Origin of the sequence: Streptomyces akebiae (genome assembly GCF_019599145.1) — a bacterium.
GTDB lineage: Bacteria > Actinomycetota > Actinomycetes > Streptomycetales > Streptomycetaceae > Streptomyces > Streptomyces akebiae.
On sequence record NZ_CP080647.1, the window covers coordinates 9,676,309 to 9,696,007 of the forward strand.

At 73.0% G+C, this 19,699-nt stretch carries 16 protein-coding genes; 12 read left to right on the forward strand and 4 right to left on the reverse strand.

The genetic code is table 11. The features are described from left to right. Positions 1-54 precede the first annotated feature (54 nt). Positions 55-1,458, reverse strand: coding sequence for an MFS transporter (locus K1J60_RS41920; RefSeq protein ID WP_220651949.1), 1,404 nt, complete (start codon positions 1,456-1,458; stop codon positions 55-57). Positions 1,459-1,563: 105 nt separating this feature from the next. On the opposite strand from K1J60_RS41920, the gene K1J60_RS41925 reads away from it, so the two are divergent. Further along, complete coding sequence (locus tag K1J60_RS41925; protein WP_033526294.1) at positions 1,564-1,923, forward strand: ArsR/SmtB family transcription factor; 360 nt, start codon at positions 1,564-1,566, stop codon at positions 1,921-1,923. A gap of 75 nt (positions 1,924-1,998) precedes the next feature. Then, positions 1,999-2,934, forward strand: coding sequence for an endonuclease/exonuclease/phosphatase family protein (locus K1J60_RS41930; RefSeq protein WP_259408371.1), 936 nt, complete (start codon positions 1,999-2,001; stop codon positions 2,932-2,934). On the opposite strand, the gene K1J60_RS41935 is transcribed toward K1J60_RS41930, so the two are convergent. Both K1J60_RS41935 and K1J60_RS41940 read right to left on the reverse strand, forming a co-directional pair. Further along, a complete protein-coding gene (locus K1J60_RS41935; RefSeq protein WP_220650795.1) occupies positions 2,921-5,026 on the reverse strand; it encodes a family 43 glycosylhydrolase in 2,106 nt (701 codons plus the stop codon). The genes K1J60_RS41930 and K1J60_RS41935 overlap by 14 nt on opposite strands. Before the next feature lie 150 nt (positions 5,027-5,176). Further along, positions 5,177-6,022 (reverse strand): (2Fe-2S)-binding protein, encoded by an 846-nt coding sequence (locus K1J60_RS41940; RefSeq protein ID WP_220650796.1) that lies wholly within the window; start codon positions 6,020-6,022, stop codon positions 5,177-5,179. A gap of 269 nt (positions 6,023-6,291) precedes the next feature. Here K1J60_RS41940 and K1J60_RS41945 point away from each other — a divergent pair, with 269 nt between their 5' ends. The 10 genes from K1J60_RS41945 (at position 6,292) to K1J60_RS41990 (ending at position 19,198) form a co-directional block, all read left to right on the forward strand. Beyond that, positions 6,292-7,260 (forward strand): FecCD family ABC transporter permease, encoded by a 969-nt coding sequence (locus tag K1J60_RS41945; protein WP_259408372.1) that lies wholly within the window; start codon positions 6,292-6,294, stop codon positions 7,258-7,260. Then, positions 7,257-8,300, forward strand: coding sequence for an iron chelate uptake ABC transporter family permease subunit (locus tag K1J60_RS41950; protein ID WP_220650797.1), 1,044 nt, complete (start codon positions 7,257-7,259; stop codon positions 8,298-8,300). Before K1J60_RS41945 ends, K1J60_RS41950 begins: the two co-directional genes overlap by 4 nt. A gap of 267 nt (positions 8,301-8,567) precedes the next feature. Continuing rightward, positions 8,568-9,389, forward strand: coding sequence for an ABC transporter ATP-binding protein (locus K1J60_RS41955; protein WP_220650798.1), 822 nt, complete (start codon positions 8,568-8,570; stop codon positions 9,387-9,389). 100 nt (positions 9,390-9,489) lie between these two features. After that, a complete protein-coding gene (locus tag K1J60_RS41960; protein ID WP_220650799.1) occupies positions 9,490-10,506 on the forward strand; it encodes an ABC transporter substrate-binding protein in 1,017 nt (338 codons plus the stop codon). 89 nt (positions 10,507-10,595) lie between these two features. Next, positions 10,596-11,795 (forward strand): ATP-grasp domain-containing protein, encoded by a 1,200-nt coding sequence (locus K1J60_RS41965; RefSeq protein WP_220651952.1) that lies wholly within the window; start codon positions 10,596-10,598, stop codon positions 11,793-11,795. Between the two features lie 89 nt (positions 11,796-11,884). Then, positions 11,885-13,666 (forward strand): IucA/IucC family protein, encoded by a 1,782-nt coding sequence (locus tag K1J60_RS41970; protein ID WP_220651953.1) that lies wholly within the window; start codon positions 11,885-11,887, stop codon positions 13,664-13,666. Then, positions 13,663-14,856 (forward strand): MFS transporter, encoded by a 1,194-nt coding sequence (locus K1J60_RS41975; protein WP_220650800.1) that lies wholly within the window; start codon positions 13,663-13,665, stop codon positions 14,854-14,856. The genes K1J60_RS41970 and K1J60_RS41975 overlap by 4 nt, the downstream gene beginning before the upstream one ends. Further along, positions 14,857-16,608, forward strand: coding sequence for an IucA/IucC family protein (locus K1J60_RS41980; protein ID WP_220650801.1), 1,752 nt, complete (start codon positions 14,857-14,859; stop codon positions 16,606-16,608). Positions 16,609-16,658: 50 nt separating this feature from the next. Then, positions 16,659-17,873 carry a type III PLP-dependent enzyme gene (locus tag K1J60_RS41985; RefSeq protein ID WP_259408155.1) on the forward strand — a complete coding sequence of 405 codons (1,215 nt, stop codon included), beginning with the start codon at positions 16,659-16,661 and terminating at the stop codon, positions 17,871-17,873. A 125-nt stretch (positions 17,874-17,998) separates the two neighbouring features. Then, on the forward strand, positions 17,999-19,198 hold the full coding sequence (locus K1J60_RS41990; protein WP_220650803.1) for a 4-hydroxybenzoate 3-monooxygenase: 1,200 nt from the start codon (positions 17,999-18,001) through the stop codon (positions 19,196-19,198). 72 nt (positions 19,199-19,270) lie between these two features. Here K1J60_RS41990 and K1J60_RS41995 read toward each other — a convergent pair whose 3' ends face one another. Beyond that, positions 19,271-19,633, reverse strand: a complete 363-nt coding sequence (locus tag K1J60_RS41995; RefSeq protein ID WP_220650804.1) for a DUF6479 family protein — start codon at positions 19,631-19,633, stop codon at positions 19,271-19,273. Positions 19,634-19,699: the final 66 nt, after the last annotated feature.

Genomic DNA, 19,699 nt, shown 5'->3' on the forward strand with positions numbered 1-19,699 from the left:
CTCCAGGAACACATCGGCCCCGTCGGCCCCGTCCCACCGAAGTGCCCAGGCCCCTCAGCGGGCGTGCAGCCCGTCCGTGAGGTGGCCGTGGCTGTGTCGCCATCCGTTCGGGACGCGCCGGGCCCCCGCCAGATGGGGGTGACCGAAGGGGAGGTCGGCGTGCACGTGGGCTCCGTGCACGCCGGCCGCGTGCGCATGGCCCGCGTGCGTCCGGTCCGGCGGTGCGGGAGCCGAGGGTGCGTCGGCGCTCGATGTCGTCGGCCAGAGCCGTACGGCCAGCAGCGCCGCGCCCAGCGCGAGCGAACCCAGGGCGAGCACCGCCCAGTTCAGCCCGGCCGCCGCCCCCAGCCATCCGGCCAGCGGGTACGTCAGCAGCCAGCAGCCGTGCGAGAGGGAGAACTGGGCGGCGAACGCGGCCGTACGTTCCCCGGGCGCCACCGAGCGGCGGACGAGGCGTCCGGTCGGGGTGAGCACCGCCGAGCACGCGGCACCGAACGCGGCCCAGACGACCAGCAGCCCGGGCAGCCGCCAACTCCCGCCCGGTGCCCCCGTGACGGCCCCCAGCCCGGCGAAGACGACGGTCAGCGACAACGCGCCCGGCAGCATCACGGCCCGGTCCGGCACCTTGTCCAGCACCCGGGGCAGCATCAGCGCCACGGCCATGGAACCGGCCCCGTACGCCCCGAGAGCCAGCGGCAGGGCGCCCGCCGACAGGCCCAGCACATCGCGGACGTAGACGACGGAGTTCACCGTCACCATCGCCCCGGCCGCCGCGACCGCGAGGTTCAGGGCGAGCAGGGCCCGCAGCTCGGGCACGCCCAGGAAGAGGCGCGTGCCGGCGGTGGCCCGCGCGTACACGCCGCCCGTGCTCGGGGCGGTGGCGGCGGCCCGCTCGGGCAGGGCGGTCGAGACGACCAGCGCGGCCGAGGCGAGGAAACCGAGGACCGTGCCGCTGAACAGCCCGTCGTAGGTCATCACCGACAACAGGGCGGCCGCGAGGGCGGGGGAGAAGAGGCTCTCCAGGTCGTACGCGAGCCGGGACATCGACAGGGCCCGTGTGTAGTCGCGCTCCTCGGGCAGCACGTCGGGGACGACGGCCTGGAACGTGGGCGTGAACACGGCCGACGCGGACTGCAGGAGGAACACCAGGACGTACACCTGCCAGACCTCGCCGACGAACGGCAGCGACACGGCGATTCCCGCGCGTACCAGGTCCGCCGTCACCATCAGTGCCCGGCGCGGCAGTCGGTCGGCGACCGCGCCGACGGCCGGGGCGATCACCACGTACGCCACCATCTTGATCGCGAGAGCCGTACCGAGGACGGACCCCGCGTCGGCACCCGCGAGGTCGTACGCCAGCAGCCCGAGCGCGACGGTCGCGAGTCCGGTGCCCACCAGGGCGACGACCTGGGCGGTGAAGAGCCGCCGGTAGGCGCGATGACGCAGAACGGCGAGCATGGGCACGGCTCCCCTCGGCGTGGCGTTGCGGTCCGTCCAGCCGAGTGTAGCCATCATGTGCGCACTTGTGCACATGATGGATCGGCAAAGGGCTAGGCTGGGTTCATGCCTGAACGCCATGCCGTGTCACCTGCGTCCGGTGCGCATCTGCGCGCTCCTGACAGCGCACGGCTCACCGAGGCGACCGGAGTGTTCGCGATGCTCTCCGACGTCACCCGGCTGCATCTGCTGTGGCTGCTCGCGCAGGGCGAGTCGGACGTCGGCTCCCTGGCCGACCGCTGCGAGGCGTCCCGCACGGCCGTCAGCCAGCATCTGGCGAAGCTCCGGCTCGCCGGGCTCGTGGACACCCGCCGCGAGGGGCGGCACATCTACTACAGCCTCGCCGACGGGCACCTCAAGCGCCTGGTGGTGGAGGCGCTCAGCCACGCGGACCACCGGGTCAGCGGCCAGGCACCGCACGACTGAGGACGGCCCGTGACCGCCGAAGATCCGCCGTCCCGCCTCCGGCACCGAGGAGGCCCGCCCGGGACCGGCGAGCCCGTGAGGCCGGACCGTCCCGCTACCGGACGGGTGGGCGCCGTGGTGGCCGTGCTGACCGCCGGGCTCGTGCTGTTCCCCCGTGCGGTCCCCAACTCCGTGGGCCGGCTGGGCAGTCTGCTGGAGGCGTTCCTGCCCTGGCTCGGCCTGGTGGCCGTGGTGCTGCTCGGCGTGGGACTCCTGCACCGCTCGGCCGTCGCGCTGCTGGCCCTCCTGCTTCCGGTGGCGGCCTGGACGTACACCTTCGGCGGGCTGCTGCTGCCCGGTGCGCGGCCCGGTCCGCGGGACCTCCTCGTGGTGCAGCACAACGTCAGCGACGAGAACACCGACCCGGCGGGCACGGCCCGAGCCCTGGCCGACGCCGAGCCCGATCTCATCGCGCTGGAGGAACTGGTGCCCACGGCACTGCCGGTCTACGAGAGGACACTCGCCCGCCAGTACCCCCACCACGCGGTCCGGGGCACCGTCGGCCTCTGGTCGAGGCATCCGCTCACCGGGACCCGCCTGCTGGACATCAAGCCCGAGGGGATCGAGGAGGACTGGAGCCGCGGGCTCAGGACCTCGGTCCGTACCCCGCACGGCGACCTCGCGGTGTACGTCGCCCACCTGCCGTCGGTCCGTGTCGGGGCGGGCGGGCTCGCGTCGCAGTGGCGGGACGAGAGCGCCGGCCTGCTGGGCCGGGCCGTCGCCGCGGAGACGCGGAACCCGGTGATCCTGCTGGGCGACCTCAACGGCACGGTCGACGACCGCGGCCTCGCGCCGCTCACCGCACGGCTGAACGTGGCGGAGCGCGGCTTCGCCTTCAGCTACCCCGCCGGTCTGCCGCTCACCCGGATCGACCAGGTCATGGCCCGCTCGGCGACCGTCGCCGACATCCGCGCCCTGCCCGCCACCGGCAGCGACCACCTGCCGGTCGCCGCCCGGATCACCCTGGGCTGACCACCGGATCGATGGACCGCAGCGTCGGCACGACCTCCTCGATCGAGCCGTCCGCCGCGAACACCAGCCGGTCCAGGGTGGATTCCCGGCGGACGCCGTCACCGCGCGGGGTGCCGGGGCCCGGAATCGCGAACCGGTGGTAGCAGATGAACCAGTCGTCGGTGCCCGGGACGTTCACGACCGTGTGATGGCCGGTGGCGAGGATCCCGTACTCCGGGCGCTTGCGCAGGATCACCCCCTTCTCGGTCCACGGGCCCAGCGGGGTGGGGCCGGTGGCGTAGGCGACGCGGTAGTCCTCGCTGCGGGTGTCGTCCTCCGACCACATGAAGTAGTAGACGCCCCGCCGTTTGACGACGAAGGCCCCCTCGCGGAAGTTCTCCGGGGTGAACCGCCGTACCCGCGCCGGGTCGAAGGACACCATGTCCTCGTCGAGCGGTACGCCGTACGCCTCGCTGTTGCCCCAGTAGAGATACGTCGTGCCGTCGTCGTCCGTGAGGACGGCCGGGTCGATCATCTGGCCCGCGTAGTCGTCGCGCCCGATGAGCGGCCGGCCCAGGGCGTCCCGGAAGGGGCCGGTCGGGCTGTCGCCGACGGCCACGCCGATCTGCTGGTCGGCGCAGAAGTAGAAGTAGTACGACCCGTCGCGTTCCCCGGCGGCCGGCGCCCAGGCGTGGCGGTCCGCCCAGCTCACGTCCGACTCCAGATCGAGGACGACGCCGTGGTTCTCCCAGTGGACCAGGTCGTCGGAGGAGAACACCTCGAACCGGGTGCCGCCCCAGCCCTCGAAGCCGTCCGTCGTCGGATAGATGTAGTAACGGCCTTGGAACTCCTGGATGTCGGGGTCGGCGTACAGTCCCGGCAGCAAGGGGCTGCGCATCGGCACGGCCTCCACCGTCCAGGTGCGGGCGGTGCCTTCGGCCGCGGTGACGGTGTAGCTCCGCGGGGTGCGGAAATCCCGCGGGGTGCCCGACGCGGGCTCGATCCGGGAGCCCACCGACAGGTCGAACTCCGGGGCGAGACCGTCGAGTTCGGTGCCCGGGTGCACAGGCAGAACGACCTTCGACGCGGCGTCGTCGACGATCGCGTACGCCTTCAGTCCTTCCGGCACGGTGGCGTCGACGACGGACGCGGGCGGCGCGAACCCGGCGAGGAGCCGCTCGTACTCGGCTCGCGTCACCGGCAGCACCGAGCCGTGCCGCGCGCCGGGCGGGAGCGCGAACTCCTCACAGGGCGTCCACCGTCCGGAATCCAGGTCGGTGGTCTCGAAGGGCACATAGCCGCGCCCGCTGAACTCGTCGACGAACAGGTACCACGTGCGGTCGTCCGCGTTCGACCTGAAGACGATCGGCCCCTCACCCTGCTCGACGGCCCCCTGACCGATCCGGTCGCCCACGAAGTCGTACGAGGTGTCGCGCAGCCCCTTCGACTTCTCCACCGTGATGAACTTTCCGCCGGGCGCGGCGGGGGAGTGGGCACGTTCGTCCTTGGTGAAGCGGTAGTAGGCGCCGTCGTGCCGGACGACGGTCGAGTCGATGACCGAGTGGCCGGGGTCGTTCCACAGCCGGGGCTCACTGAAGACACGGAAGTCACGGGTGGTCGCGTACAGCATCCTGTTGTGGGTGTCGGCGGTGTGGTCCGGGTCGTCCTCCCCGTACAGCTTCGACGCCCAGAAGACGACGAACGCGCCGAGTTCCGGGTCGTAACAGGCCTCGGGCGCCCAGACGTTGCCGGCCGTGTCGGGGGCGACGCGTACGAGTCGGCCGTCGGTCCAGTGCACCAGATCGGTGCTCTCCCAGACCATGAGCGAGGTGCTTCCGGTGCGCTGCACCTGGTCCCAGTCGCCGTCCGGCTCCCCGTGCATCCTGAGGTCGGTGGCGATCAGATGGAACCGGTCGCCTTCCGGGGCGCGCACGAGGAACGGATCGCGCAGCCCGCCCGTCCCGAGGTCCGAGGTGAGCACCGGCGCCCCGCCGTTCAGCTCACGCCAGCGCAGCGGGTCGTCGCCCCGGCTGAGCGCGAACCGGATCCGCTCGCCGTCCGGGCTGTCCTCGCCGGTGAAGTAGACGAAGACGTATCCGGCGTACTCCTGCAAGCCGACCTCCAACGCTGCGGGCTTTTGGCACTTCGTGTGGGAAACCCCCGTCGAAGAGTGTTGCTATCTGTGCCGAGCGGCGTCAATCGGCACAGGGCGCCGGGGCGGTGCCGAAAGTTTCGAGGAGGCGGGTGTCCTCTTCCCGTGCGGTCAGCTCTCCAGTCGGCGCAGTCGTTCCGCGTCGCAGGTGCGCGGGCAGGTGGAGCAGGCCTCGGCGGGGCGGATCGTGTAGTAGAGGCAGCACCCGAGACGGGTGCGGGTCGGGTGCTCGTGGCCGTCGCTGGTGCGCAGGGAACGGAAGTCGGCGCCGCCGGGGAAGGGGGCCTGGGCGGCGGGCAGGACGGCGGAGGCGGCCCGGACGCCGGCGGCCTCGTCGCCGCGCGTCCGCCCGAGGTACCAGAGGCCGGAGACCAGGTCGTCGGAGACCAGACCCCACAGCGCGCGCGAGCCGCGGCGGACGTACGGGCCCATCACCTCCAGCACCGGACCCATGTGGTCCGCCACGGCGGCCCTCAACTCGGCGCGCAGCGCCTCCTGGTGGGCGACGACCCGGGTGCCGGGCAGGGGCGCGGCCGGGTCGTCCGGGAGGCAGGCCAGGGCGGTGCCGGGGGTGATCTCGAAGGTGCCCGACGTGAGGTCGACCCGTATGTCGCCGGGGTCGATGCGGGGCACGCGACGCTCCAGGTACCACACGCCGCTCATCAACAGGCTCACCGACCACGCGTAGTCGTGCAGGGCGCGGGAGGCGGCGACATGCCGGGGCGCGGTGTGGTCGTGCCGCTCCCGGATGCGGGCGGCCTCCGCCTCCACGAAGGCCTCGACGTCCTCCTGGCCGTCCGTCAGGCCGACGGTGCCGACGGCCGATCGGCCGGGCTCGACGATCCGCACGGACAGTGCCTCGCAGATCGCGTCCAGGCGGCGGAAGGCGGCGGAGAGGAGCACCGGGACGGGCGTGGCGATGTCGGCCTGGGCGGTCTCCAGGTGGGCCACGGTCATCGATAACTCCAGAGCGTGAAGGGTTTGGCGAGTTGAGGAGGTAAGGCTTACCTTAGCTGCAAGATCGCGAGCCGATGACCATGCGGGGTGTGAAGTAGTCGTGTGCGTCGTTGACCAGCGAAGTTACTTGCGAGTTGATCAAGGGCGTTGTGGATCACAGTGAGTGCGCGGCCGTTGAAAGCTAAAGCATGCCTAACCTAAGCTCACGTTTCGTGACTGCGACCGAACGGGCCGCGCCGACCGGCGTGCGCCCGCGTGCCCTGAGGCACCTGCCCCTGTTCCTCGGCGGAATCGGCGCGCTGGCGCTGTGCGCCGCGCTGAGCCTCGCCCTCGGAGCCCGCTCCGTCCCTCTGTCCACCGTGCTCGACACACTGTCGGGACACGTCGAGGGCCGGGACGCCCTGGTGGTGACGGGACTTCGGCTGCCGCGCACGGTCATCGGCCTCGCGGTCGGCTCCGCCCTCGCAGTCGCGGGCGCCGTGGCCCAGGGGATCACCCGCAACCCGCTGGCCTCCCCGACCACCCTGGGCATCAACGCGGGTGCGGGGTTCGCGGTCGTCGTCGCCATCTTCGCGCTGCGACTCACCGACTCCGTCGAGTACGTGTGGTTCGCCTTCGCCGGAGCCGCCGCCGCGGCCGTCCTCGCCCAGGGGCTGGCCCGCCGTGCCGGGGACATCGACCCGGTCCGGCTGGCCCTCGGCGGTACGGTGCTCCAACTGGTGCTGCTGTCCTGGACGTCGGCGGTCATGCTGGCGAGTCAGCGCACCCTGGACGAGGCGCGCTTCTGGCTGGCGGGCTCCCTCGCCGGGCGCCAACTCGACACGCTCTACCCGGTGTTGCCGTCCCTGCTGCTCGGCCTGCTGCTCGCCGGGGCCGTCGCACCCGCACTCAACGCCCTCGCCCTGGGCGACGACTCGGCCCAGGCGCTCGGCGTACCGGTCACCCGCGTCCGGCTCGCCGGAGGCCTCGCGGTCGTCCTGCTCGCCGGATCCGCGGTCGCCGTGGCCGGCCCGGTCGCCTTCATCGGGCTCGCCGCACCCCACCTCGTCCGCCCGCTCCTCGGCGGCGACCACCGCCTCCTCGTCCCCGGCTGCCTCATCGCCGGCCCCCTGCTCCTCCTCACCGCCGACATCCTCGGGCGCCTGGTCATCCGCCCCGCGGAACTGGAGGTCGGCATCGTCACCGCGTTCCTCGGCGCACCCCTGCTGGCCATGCTCGCCCGGAAGGCCGCCCGATGACCCTGACGTACAAGGCGGCCGTACGACAGGGCGCGCGTCGCCCGCCCGAACGGGCCCGCCTCCTCGCGTACGGCACGACCGGTCTCCTCGCCCTGCTCGCGCTGGTCACGGTCGCCGTCTCCGCGGGGGAGATGAGCATGCCCGCGTCCGTGGCGCTCCGCGCGCTGCTCGGGTTCGGTGATCCGGGCGATGTGCTGGTGGTGCGGGAGTTCCGGGCGCCCCGTGCCGTCGCCGCCGTCGTGGCCGGTGCCGGACTGGGGGCGGCGGGCTGCGTCCTGCAACGGCTGTTCCGCAACCCCCTCGCCTCCCCGGACGTGATGGGGGTGACGGGCGGGGCCTCGCTCGGCGCCGTCGCCCTGCTGGCCGCCGGTGCCTCCCAACTGCTCATCCCGGTAGGCGCGTTGGCCGGTGGCCTGCTGGCCGCGTTGCTGCTCGGGGTGTTCGCCTGGCGGTCCGGCCTCGTCGTCACCCGGCTCGTCCTCACCGGCCTCGCCGTCCAGGCGGGCCTTGCCGCCGCCGTCAACTTGATGATCGTGCGCTTCCCCGCCGAACTCGCCGGCTCGGCACTCCAGTGGACGACCGGGTCGGTGTACGGCCGCACCTGGACGGAGCTCTGGGGCGCCGGCGCCGCCACGCTGCTCGCCCTGGCCGCCGCGCTGGTCACCCACCGCCGCCTCGCCGTGCTCGACCTGGGCGACGAATCGGCGGGCGCCCTCGGCCTCGACACCTCCGCCGCGCGCCTGCAACTACTCCTCGTCGCCGTCACGTTGGCCTCCCTGGCGGCGGCCCTCGCGGGCCCGGTCACCTTCGTCGCCCTCGCCGTCCCACACCTCGTCCGCTTCCTCACCGGCCCGCCCACGACGGCGACGCTCGCCCTCGCCGCCCTCACCGGTGCCGTCCTCCTCCTCGCCGCCGACCTCGCCGTCCAACACCTCCTCCCCGTGGAGGGCCTGCCGGTCGGCGCCGCCACCGCGACGTTGGGGGCGCCGTGGCTGCTGGTGCTGATGTTCCGTCAGAGTGCGCCGGGGAGGGGTGTGTGAGCGCGCGGTTGGTGGGGGGTGCGTGCGGGGTCGTCGGCGGGTGCGGGGCCGGTGGGGCTTCTCGCGCAGTTCCCCGCGCCCCTGAAAAGCAGGGGCTGCGCCCCGTGCTTTTCAGGCCCGCAGGGCCGTGGCTTTCAGGCCCGCAGGGCCTGAAGCCTTTAGGGGCGCGGGGAACTGCGCGACCAGCCCCCACCCACCCGCACCCGCCGACGACCCCGCACTCACCCCCCCACCAGCCGCGCCCCCGGCCCACCCCAGGAGCCCCCCATGCCCCCCACCAACCAACTTTCCACACAGGGCCTCGACCTGCGCTACGGCGACCGGACCGTGGTCGGCGGGCTCGACCTGACGCTGCCCGGCGGGGCCGTGACCGCGATCGTCGGACCCAACGCCTGCGGCAAGTCGACCCTGTTGCGAGGACTGAGCCGACTGCTCGCGCCCACCGCCGGGACGGTCACCCTCGACGGCTGCGACATCCACCGCATGACCGCCCGCGCACTGGCCCTGCGGATGGGACTGCTGCCGCAGCAGCCCGTCACCCCCGAGGCGATCACCGTCGAGGCGCTCGTACGGCTCGGGCGGTACCCGCACCAACGCCTGCTGAGCCCCTGGTCGGCCGCCGACCAGCGGGCCGTGGACGAGGCGCTGGACCGCACCGGCACGACGGTGCTGCGGGACGAGCCCGTCGACAGACTCTCCGGCGGCCAGCGCCAACGCGCCTGGATCGCTCTGGCGTTGGCGCAGGACACCGAACTGCTCCTGCTCGACGAACCGACCACCTTCCTCGACCTCCGGCACCAGCTCGACGTCCTCGACCTGGTCGCCGCCCTGCACGCCGAGGCCGGCCGCACCGTCGTGATGGTGCTGCACGACCTCGGACAGGCCGCCCGTTACGCCGACCACATGGTCGTGCTCAAGGACGGGCGCCTCGCCGCCGCCGGCCCGCCGGCGAAGGTGCTCGACGCGGACCTGGTCAAGTCCGTGTTCGACGTGGACTGCCGGGTCGTTCCCGACCCGGAGACCGGCACACCGCTGGTCGTCCCGAAGAGCGCCGCGGCACGGCACACCACCGCGCCCGCCGTCGCCTGACCGACCCGCCCCCGCCGTCCGACCGACCGCCTACTCACCCACCTGCCGACTCCTCCCTCTCCCACGCGTTCACTCACTCTCCGAGAAAGTCCACCCCCTCATGCTCAAGCGATCACCCCTGCGCGGATTCGGCCGTCCCACCGCCGCGCTGCTCACCGTCGTCCTCGGCACGGGCCTTCTGGCCGCCTGCGGCGACTCCGGCACGACGAAGGCGGACGACACCGTGCGGGCCGGTGCCGACGGCGCCGCCTTCCCCCGCACCCTCACGACCGTGATGGGCGACGTCGAGATCCCGGCGCAGCCCAAGAAGGTCGTCGTCCTCGACACCGGCGAGCTCGACGACGTCACCCTGCTCGGCATCGACCCGGTCGGCGCCGTCGCCCCGCACTTCAAGACGGAGGGCGGCTTCCCCACGTATCTGGAGGGCGACCTCGAGAACACCACGGACGTCGGCCCCCTCCTGGAGCCGAACCTGGAAAAGATCGCCTCTCTCCGGCCCGACCTGATCCTGTCCTCCAAGGTCCGCCACGAGAAGGTCTACGACAAGCTCAGCGCCATCGCCCCGACCGTCTTCACCGAGACCACCGGCGGTGTGTGGAAGGAGAACCTCAAGGTCCACGCCGAGGCGCTGGGCCTGGAGGACGAGGCCGAGGCCGAGCTGGAGAAGTACGAGACGCGGGCCGAGGCGCTCGGTGAGGAGATCAAGAAGAAGGACGGCACTCTGCCGACCGTCTCCGTCGTCCGTTTCGTCGCCGGCCCGACCAGGCTCTACGCCTCCAACTCCTACAGCGGTGTCGTCCTGGACGACGTCGGCTTCCGGCGCCCGAAGTCGCAGATCTCCGACGACCCGGCCGTGACCATGAAGGACGTCAGCCCCGAGGAGATCGACCGGGCCGACGCCGACCTGATCTTCGTCACCACCGCCGACACCCCGGACAAGACCCAGCAGAAGCAGGTCACTTCCAACCCCGTCTGGAAGGACCTGCCCGCCGTCGAGGACGGCAAGGTCTTCGAGGTCCCGGACGAGACCTGGATGTCCGGCATCGGCGTCCAGGCCGCCGAGGAGATGCTCGCCGACATCGCCAAGGCCACCGGCGTCGAACTCCCGAAGCAGTAACTCCCGCGGTACCCGGGGCGGGCCCCACCACGAGACGGGCCCGCCCCGCCCCACCCCCCCACCCGCTAGCGGAAGCCGTGCACCACCCCATGCGCCTGTACCTGCTCGCCCTCAACCCCACCGACTCCGTCACCGAGGGCTTCCTGCCCGCCGCCGTCCGGCTGGGCCTGGACGTCACCCTCCTCACCGACCAGCCCGACGCACACCGCGCTGCCCGCCCGGAGCACCCCGGGATCGAGGTCCTCGGCTGCGACGTACGGGACCACCGCGCCGTCATCAGCCGGATCTCCACCCACCACCGGCCCGACGCGATCTTCACCAACAGCGACCACCTCCAGACCCAGGCCGCCCTCGCCGCCCACTACTTCGACCTCCCCGGCAAGGACTGGCGGGCCGCCCTGCGCACCAAGGACAAGGGCGAGATGCGCCGCCACCTCGCCGCGGCCGGCGTGGACGCCGTATGGTCCGAGGAGATCACCGCTCCGGCCGACCTCACCGGCCCTCTCGTCGTCGACGCCCCGTACCCCTGTGTCGTCAAGCCCCGCGAAGGCGTGGCAAGCGAGGACGTCGTGCTCGTCGACACCGCCGCGGACCTCGTGGCGCGCGCCGGGGAAATCCTGGGCCGGCGCCCCGGCGCCACCCTGGTCGTCGAGGAGTACCTGCCCGGGGAGCTGTACACCCTGGAAACCCTCGGCGACGGGCGCGTGCGGCATGTGCTCGGCGGATTCCACACGGAGCTGTCCCCGCCGCCGTACTTCATCGAGGAGCGGCTCACCTTCGTCCCCGCCCACCCCGAACCGGTCGTCGCGCAGGTGCTCGCCCAACTCGACGCGCTGGGCGTAGGGTTCGGAGCCTGTCACACCGAGTTCGTCGTCCACGACGGCCGGGCCCGCGTCATCGAGGTCAACTACCGTGCCATCGGTGACCAGTGCGATCTGCTGCTGGCCCAGCTCCTCGACATCCCGCTGTTCGAGCACATCCTCCGCACCCACCTCGGCGATCCGCTCCCCGCCGACCTGGGCATCCGGCGCGACGGCGCGGCCCGCCTGGAGTACCCCTGCGCCGACCGGGCCGGCACTCTCGTCACCGCCCCCGCCGCGACCGACGTCACCGTCGACGGCGTGCGTCTGACGTACCGCCCGCTGCGCGCACCCGGCGAACACCACGAGCTGTACGGGACCAACCGCGACTACCTCGGCGTCCTGCGAGCCACCGGCACCGCTCAGCAGAGCGTGGACCGGGCGGTGGTAGGCTTCCTCGCCGACCGGCGCTGGGAGATCCAGCCGTGACCGCCGTAGCGCCCGAGGGCACCCCCGGGTCCGCCGCGGCCCCCGGCGCCCCGGGAGGCACCCCCGAGACCGGTTTCGCCGCCGCTCCCATGCACGCCCCCGGCACCGGAACCGGAACCGAGGACGGCGCCACGGCCACGACCGCGGACGCCACCGAGGCCGAGCTGCTCACCCGTGTGCTCGGCGCGCTCCTCCGCGAGGACGTCGTGGGCCTGCGCACCCGCGGTACGCCCCTCGACCGCCCGGACGGCCCCTGGCTGCGCCTGCCCACCCCCGACGGCGACGCCCTCCTCCTCCCGGTCACCGAGGACGGCTTCCAGCACACCTTCGCCGCCCGACTGCCCCTGATCGTCCGGGAGTCGGACGGCACCCGCCTCCCCACCTGCGACACCGTCCTCGCCGCGCTGCGCGCCCTCGCCGACCCCGTCGACCGCGACGGCTTCGACGCCTTCGCCGAGGAGTGCCGCCAGACCCTCGCGACGATGCGGCTGCACCAGGCGACGGCGCAGGAGATCGCCGAAGGGCTCACCGAGCTGTACGGCGCCGACCTCGCCGACTGGACGGGGCTGACCGGCTGCCTGGCGTACGAGACGCTCGCCGCGCGCCTCGACCACCCGGTCTACCCGACCGCACGCGGCCGCTCCGGCCTGGACGAGGAGCAACTGCGCCGCTACGCGCCCGAGTTCCACCCGACGTTCGCGCTCCGGTGGCTCGCCCTCCCCAGGGAGTCCGTCACCGTCGCCGGGGACCTCCCGGACGGCTGGCCCACCCCCTCCGGGCTCGGACTCGCGGGCCTCGACCACACCCATGTCGCCCTGCCCGTGCACCCGTCGACCGTCGGCGCGCCCCTGGACGCGGCACTGCGCGAGGCGGGGCTCGCGGACCGGGCCGTACTCGCCGACCGGCCGTACCTCCCCGTCGTACCCACCCTGTCGATGCGTACGGTCGCACCCACCGCCGCTCCCTCCCTGCACCTCAAACTCCCCCTGGCCACCGCCACCCTGGGCCTGCGCAACAAGCGGTCCATCAAGCCCGGGACCCTCGTCGACGGCGCCGCCGGACAACGGCTGCTCGCGCAGGTGACCGACCGAGAACCGCGCCTCCGGGGCCGGGTGCTGCACGCCGACGAGACGGTGTACGCGCACGCCGGACACGAACTCCTCGCCGTCCTGTGCCGCCGCTACCCGACGGACCTCGGCGACTGCGCCGTCGTCCCCATGGCCGCTCTCCTCGCCGAGGCCCCCGGCGGGCGACTGGTCGTCGACCACCTCGCCGACCGCTTCCACGCCGGTGACCCGATCGCGCTGCTCGACGCCGTGCTCACCCTGCTGTTCGACTGGCAGACCACGCTCTTCGGCTACGGCATCGCCCTGGAATCGCACCAGCAGAACGTCTCCCTGGTGTTCGGCCCCGACCCCGGCGACCTGCGCCTGCTGCTGAAGGACAACGACGGGCCCCGCGTCAACCGCGCCCGCCTGACCGCCAGGCTCGGTGCGGACGGGGCAAGCCTGGGCTTCGACGACACCCGCACCTTCACCACCGACGACCGCGCGGTGGCCGACCTCTTCACCACCGTCACCGTCCATCTGTGCGCCGGCGCCTACGCGTTCGGCCTGGCCCGGCACGGCCGTGCCCCGCTGGCCGAGCTGCTGCGTCTCGTCCGGGACCGTCTCACCGAGGCCGTCGACCGGCTCGGCGGCGACGCGGCCGTCGTCCTGCGCGAGCGGGTGCTGAACGCGCCCGAGCTTCCGGTGAAGGCGATGGTGACCGCCGGGACCCTGCTCAGCAAGGCCCGCTCGGGCGCCGCCGACATCAACAAGCACTACACCACCGGGCCCAACTACCTCCTGGAGGAAGGTGGTTCGCCATGACCGCCGAGGCGCTCGCGGTCTCGCGCCCCGCGTTCGGCCGCCGGCAGGTGCACGCCGTGGCCGCCTGCTACTTCGTGGCGTCGTTCGCCGCCCTGGGGCTGCCGCCCTACTTCACCGAGATACTGCCCGAACTGGGCGACCGCGCGGCCGGCTGGGCGGGTGTCCTGTACGTCGTCCCCACCGTGTTCAGCGCGCTCGCGGCACCCCTGTGGGGGCGGCTCGCCGACCGCTTCGGGCGCAAACGGCTGCTGCTGCGGGCCCAGTTGGGCCTCGCCGTCTCCTTCCTGCTGGCGGGCTGCGCCGACTCGCTCCCCATGTTCACGGTGGCGCTGGTCCTCCAGGGCATCCTGGGCGGCACCTTCGCCGCCTCGAACGGCTATCTGGGTGCCGCCCTGGACGGCCCGCGACTGTCGAAGGCGCTGACGCTGATGCAGGGCAGCGCGCGGGCCGCCCTCGTCCTCGCGCCGATCGTCGTCGGCACACTGTCGCCGTGGCTGTCCCCGCACCGCCAGTACGCCCTCCTCGCGGTGCTCCCGCTCGCCGCCGCCCTGCTGCTGGCCGCGCTGCCCGAACCGCCCGAGGCCGAGGAGACGGCGGAACGAGAGGCGGAGGCCGCCGGCGCCGCCCCCAGCGCCGCGCTGCGCCGGCTCTACGCCCTGGAGTTCGCCTTCGTGTTCTCCACAGTGATCTCCTTCCCCTATCTCATCGCCCTCGTCGAGGAACGCCTCCCCGGCGCCTCCGCCGCCCTGTCCGGCCTGCTCTTCGCCCTGCCGCACCTCTGCTACCTGCTCACGGCCCTGGCGGTGCACCGCGCCGTGCACACCCGCCCCCGGCACGGCATCGCCCTCGGGTTCGCGCTGATCGCCCTGGGTCTCGCCGGACACGGCGTCGCCGACACCCTGCCCACCCTCGTCGCCGTACGGCTGCTCCTCGGTGCCGGTCTCACCCTCGGCATGGTCGGCCTGTCGGTCCTGGCCGCCGACTGCGCCCGGGGCCGTGCTCCCGGCGGGATGTTCGGCTCCCTGGAGTTCTTCTCCAAGGCAGGCGCCGTCGCCGCCGGAGTGACCGCCGCCGTGGGCAGCGCCCGGTTCGGGCCCGCCGCACCGGTGCTCATAGGCGGCGGCATGGCCGCCCTCACCGTCTTCGCGACCCTCCTGCCCCCACACCCGCGTACCCGCTGGAGCCACTGAATGTCCCCGCTCGCCGACTCGCTCGGTACCACCCACCTGCCCACCGCCGACGACGCGGTGGTCCACACCCTCCTCAACTGCCTGCTGCGGGAGGTGTCCGGCCCCGAACACCAGACCGCCGTCATCGACGGTCACCTCCTGCTGCGCCTGCCCCGCCGCGGCCTCCTCCTCCGGGTCGCCCTGCGGCGCAGGTCGCTCCTGGGCGCCCACCGCTTCACCGGCCCCGTCCACGAGCAGTCCCACACCGGCTGGACCGTGCTCGACTGGCGCCGCCTCGCCGAGTACACCCACGACGAACTGTCCCTGCGCACCGGCGTCCGCAACGACGAGTTCCTGGACCAGATCGACTCCAGCCACCGCACCGTGGCCACCGCGCTCGCGGCCCGCGGGACCGGCGGGCCCACCGGCCGCGGTGCCGCCACGCCCGGCCCGCACGACAGCGCCCCCCACGGGCTGCCGGACTACCTCGCCTCCGAGCAGTCCCTGCTCTTCGGCCACCGCTTCCACCCCACCCCCAAGGCCCGCACGGGCGACGCGGATGCCTGGCAGTCGTACGCCCCCGAGGCCGGCGCCGCCTTCCCGCTGCGCCACCTCGCCGTACGCGACCACCTGATCGCCGAGGAGACCGCCGAGGCGGGCGCCACGGCCGTGTTCGACCGGGAACACGGTGACGTCCCCGAGGGCTACCGACTGCTGCCCGCCCACCCCTGGCAGTACGCGATGCTCCGCGAACACCGGCTGCTGCGGGAGGCGTTGGGCTGCGGCGACATCCTCGACCTGGGACCCGGCGGCCGGGAGTACGCGGCCACCGCCTCCGTCCGCACCCTCTTCGACGGCGACTCCTTCCTGAAGTTCAGCCTCAACGTCCGCATCACCAACTGCCTTCGCAAGAACGCCAGTTACGAACTCTCCGGCGCCGTCGCCCTCACCCGTGTGCTCGCCCCCGCCCTCACCGACCTGGAGACCCGCTTCCCCGGCAGCGCGATGCTCCGCGAACCCGCCTACCGCAGCCTCGCCCTCCCCGGCCCCGACGGCACCCCCGACCGGGCCCTCCTCGAAGGCTTCGGTGTCATCGTCCGCGAGGGCCTGTCCCGGCGGCTGCTGCCGGGCACGACCCCGCTGCTGGCGGCCGCCGTCGCCGACGAGTACCCCACCAGCGCCGCGCACGTCTCCCGCCTCCTCGACGGAGCCGGCCCGCGGACCGCCCTGCACTGGTGGCGGGCGTACCTGCGCCTGCTCGTCCCGCCCGTGCTCTCCGCCTACTTCGACCACGGCCTCGTCCTGGAACCCCATCTGCAGAACGTCCTGATCTGTGTCGACGGCGACGGGATGCCCGCCCAGGTCCTCTTCCGCGACCTGGAGGGCACCAAGCTCGTCCCCGACCACCACGCCGACACCCTCGCCGCGCTCCCGCCCGAGGTTGCCGGTCCGATGTCGTACGACGCGCAGCGCGGCTGGGACCGGGTCGTGTACTGCCTGCTGGTCAACCACGTCGCCGAACTGCTCGCCGCGCTGGCCGACCTGCACCCGGAGACCGAGGCCGACCTGTGGGCCGCGGTCCGGGCGACCATCCGGGGCTATGCCGACGAGGAGGGCTGCCCGCCCCGCCTCGCGGCCCTCCTCGCGGGCGTCCCGCTCCCCGCCAAGACCAACCTCCTCACCCGCTGGGAACGCAAGGCCGACCGCGAGGCCGGTTACGTCCGTCTCCCCTCACCCCTCGCCGAGGACGTCCTGCGCTGGAGCCCCCGGTGAACCACGAGCCCCGGACGAGCCACGGGCACGTCATGAGCCAGGAGCCCCCGATGACCCTTCCCACCCCCACCCCCGCCGTCCGCGACCGCGTCCTGACCCTGTCGCCCACCGAACTGCCCGCCTACGTCTACGACTTGACGGCCCTGCGGGAGCACGCCGCACAGGTGCGCGGCACGCTGCCCGAGCGGGTCGAGCTGTACTACGCGGCCAAGGCCAACCCGGAGCCGGAGATCCTGGCCGCGCTCGGCCCGTACGTCGACGGCTACGAGGTCTCCTCCGGCGGTGAGCTCGCCCATGTCGCCGAGGCGGTCCCGGGCCGCCCCCTGGCCTTCGGCGGGCCCGGCAAGACCCCCGACGAGATCCGGACCGCTCTGGAGCGGGGGGTCGAACGCTTCCACGTCGAGAGCGAGCACGATCTGCGTGTGCTCGCCGAGCTGGCACGCCGGGTGGCGCCGCCCACGCGGGTCGGGGTGCTGCTCCGCTTCAACCTCGCGGTGGCCGACGGCTCGCTCGCGGGCAGCTCGCTCGCGATGGGCGGACGGCCCACCCCGTTCGGCCTGGATCCCACACGGGCACCGCACGTGCTCCGCCCCCTCACGGACGGCACCCACCCGCACCTCGAACTGCTCGGTGTCCACGCCCACCTGGCGAGCGGACTCGACGCATCCCGACAACTCTCCGTGGCCCGCTCCATCGTGCGGTGGGCGACCGGCCTGGGCGTACCGGTCGCCGAGGTGAACGTGGGCGGCGGCATGGCCGTCGACTACACGCGCCCCGAGAGCCGCTTCGACTGGCAGGCGTACGGCGAAGGACTGGCCGAACTCGTCGACAGCCACCCGGAGCTGACGCTGCGTATCGAACCCGGCCGCGCGCTCACCGCGTACTGCGGCTGGTACGCCACCGAGGTGCTGGACGTGAAGCGCAGCCACGGCGAGGAGTTCGCCGTGGTCCGGGGCGGCACGCACCATCTGCGCACCCCGGCCACCAAGGGACACGACCAGCCGTGCTCGGTGCTGGCGGTGGAGGAGTGGCCCCACCCCTGGCCGCGCCCGGCGGCCGAGGGGGAGTACGTCAGCCTCACCGGACAGCTCTGCACGCCGAAGGACCTGCTCGCCCGGGACACCCGCGCTCCCGGGCTGCGTGCGGGGGACCGGGTGGCCTTCGCCCTCGCGGGCGCGTACGCCTGGAACATCTCGCACCACGATTTCCTGATGCATCCGCGGCCCGGTTTCCACTTCCTCACCCCGGCCGATGGGGGAGTGTGACCGTTGACAGGCGGACCGGTCCGGCGCAGACTCGTCCTCGATAAGTGAAGTGATGTTCACCAGGCGAACAAGGTCGGGGCCCGGAGGACGGGACACGGCTCGTCCTCAACGACGAGGAGTACTCAATGCACACCACCGTCGGCATCATCGGCGGCGGCCCCGCGGGGCTGCTGCTGGCCCGCCTGCTGCACAACGCGGGAATCGACAGTGTGGTTCTGGAGCGCAAGGACCGCACCTATGTCGAGCAGCGCCAGCGCGCGGGAATCCTGGAGCAGGCCACCGTCGACGTCCTGCGCTCCGCCGGGGCGGGCGCACGGCTGGACGCCGAGGGCATCCCCCACGACGGTATCGAGCTGCGCTTCGGCGGCCGAGCCCACCGCGTCGACTTCCCCGAGCTGACCGGCGGCCGCCGGGTCTGGGTCTACGCCCAGACCGAGGTGGTCAAGGATCTCATCGCCCTCCAGCTCACCGACGGCGGACCTCTGCTGTTCGAGGCGGAGGTGCACGCGGTGGAGGGGGCAGACACCGACCGGCCCGTGATCCGGTACACCCACGAGGGCCGTGAGCAGACGCTGACCTGCGACTACGTGGTCGGGTGCGACGGTTTCCACGGGGTGGCCCGGGACGCGGTCCCCGAGGGTGTCCGGACGTCGTACGAGCGGACGTACCCTTACTCCTGGCTCGGCATCCTCGCCGACGCCCCGCCCGTCTACGAGGAACTGATCTACGCCCACTCCGAGCGCGGCTTCGCGCTGGCGAGCATGCGGTCGCCGTCCGTCAGCCGCCTCTACCTCCAGGTCCCGAACGGCACCGACCCGGCCGACTGGTCCGACGAACGGATCTGGGACGAACTGGACGCCCGGTTCGCGCTCACCGCCCACCCCGGCTGGCGGCTCAAGCGGGGACCGATCACGTCCAAGGCGGTCCTGCCGATGCGCAGCCACGTCACCGAGCCGATGCGTCACGGCCGGCTCTTCCTGGCCGGGGACGCCGCCCACATCGTGCCGCCCACCGGCGCCAAGGGCCTCAACCTGGCCGCCACCGACGTCATCGTGCTGGCTCGCGCCTTCGCCCGACTCAAGGAGACCGGCTCGACCGACCTGCTCGACGCCTACTCCGACACCTGTCTGCGCCGGGTCTGGCGGGCCGAGCACTTCTCCTACTTCATGACCACGACCCTCCACGCCGACCCGGGGCAGTCCCCGTTCGAGACCCGGCTCCAGCTCTCCCAGCTCGACCGTGTCGCCACCTCACGGCACGCCGCGGCCGAACTCGCCGAGAACTACACGGGGTTGCCGCTCGACACCGATCTCCGGTCGTCGTAGCCCCCGGGCCGCGCGCAGCAGTGGGCGCTCCCCCTGCGCGCGGCAGGGGGAGCGCCCGAAAAGCTGTCGGTGTCAGTGGGCGCCGAGGCCGCCGCTGCCGAAACCGCCGCTGCTGTTCTTGCCCCAGCGCGGCCGCTTCTTGTCCGGGCTCGGTCGGGTCCCCTGGTTGCCGTGCACCTCGTACGGGGTCAGCCGGCGGTCGCTCCGGGGGATCTCGTCCGGTTCGCGGAGCAGCCTCTCCTCGTGAACAGGGCCCCCCTCGGGGATCCGCGGCTGCTCGTCGGGGCGCGGGCGGCGCGGCTCGCGGGCGCGTACGCGGGCGCCCAGCCAGAGTGCGCCGATCAGCATGGCCACCACCACGACGCCTGCCAGGAACGGTGCGATACCGCCCAGTACACTGCGCTCTGCGGCTATATCAGTCCATTCCATGTTCATATGGGATGAATACCCCCAAAATTTCGAGTGAACCGGCCCGTTTCGCACGAGCGGTCCGGGAGCGGA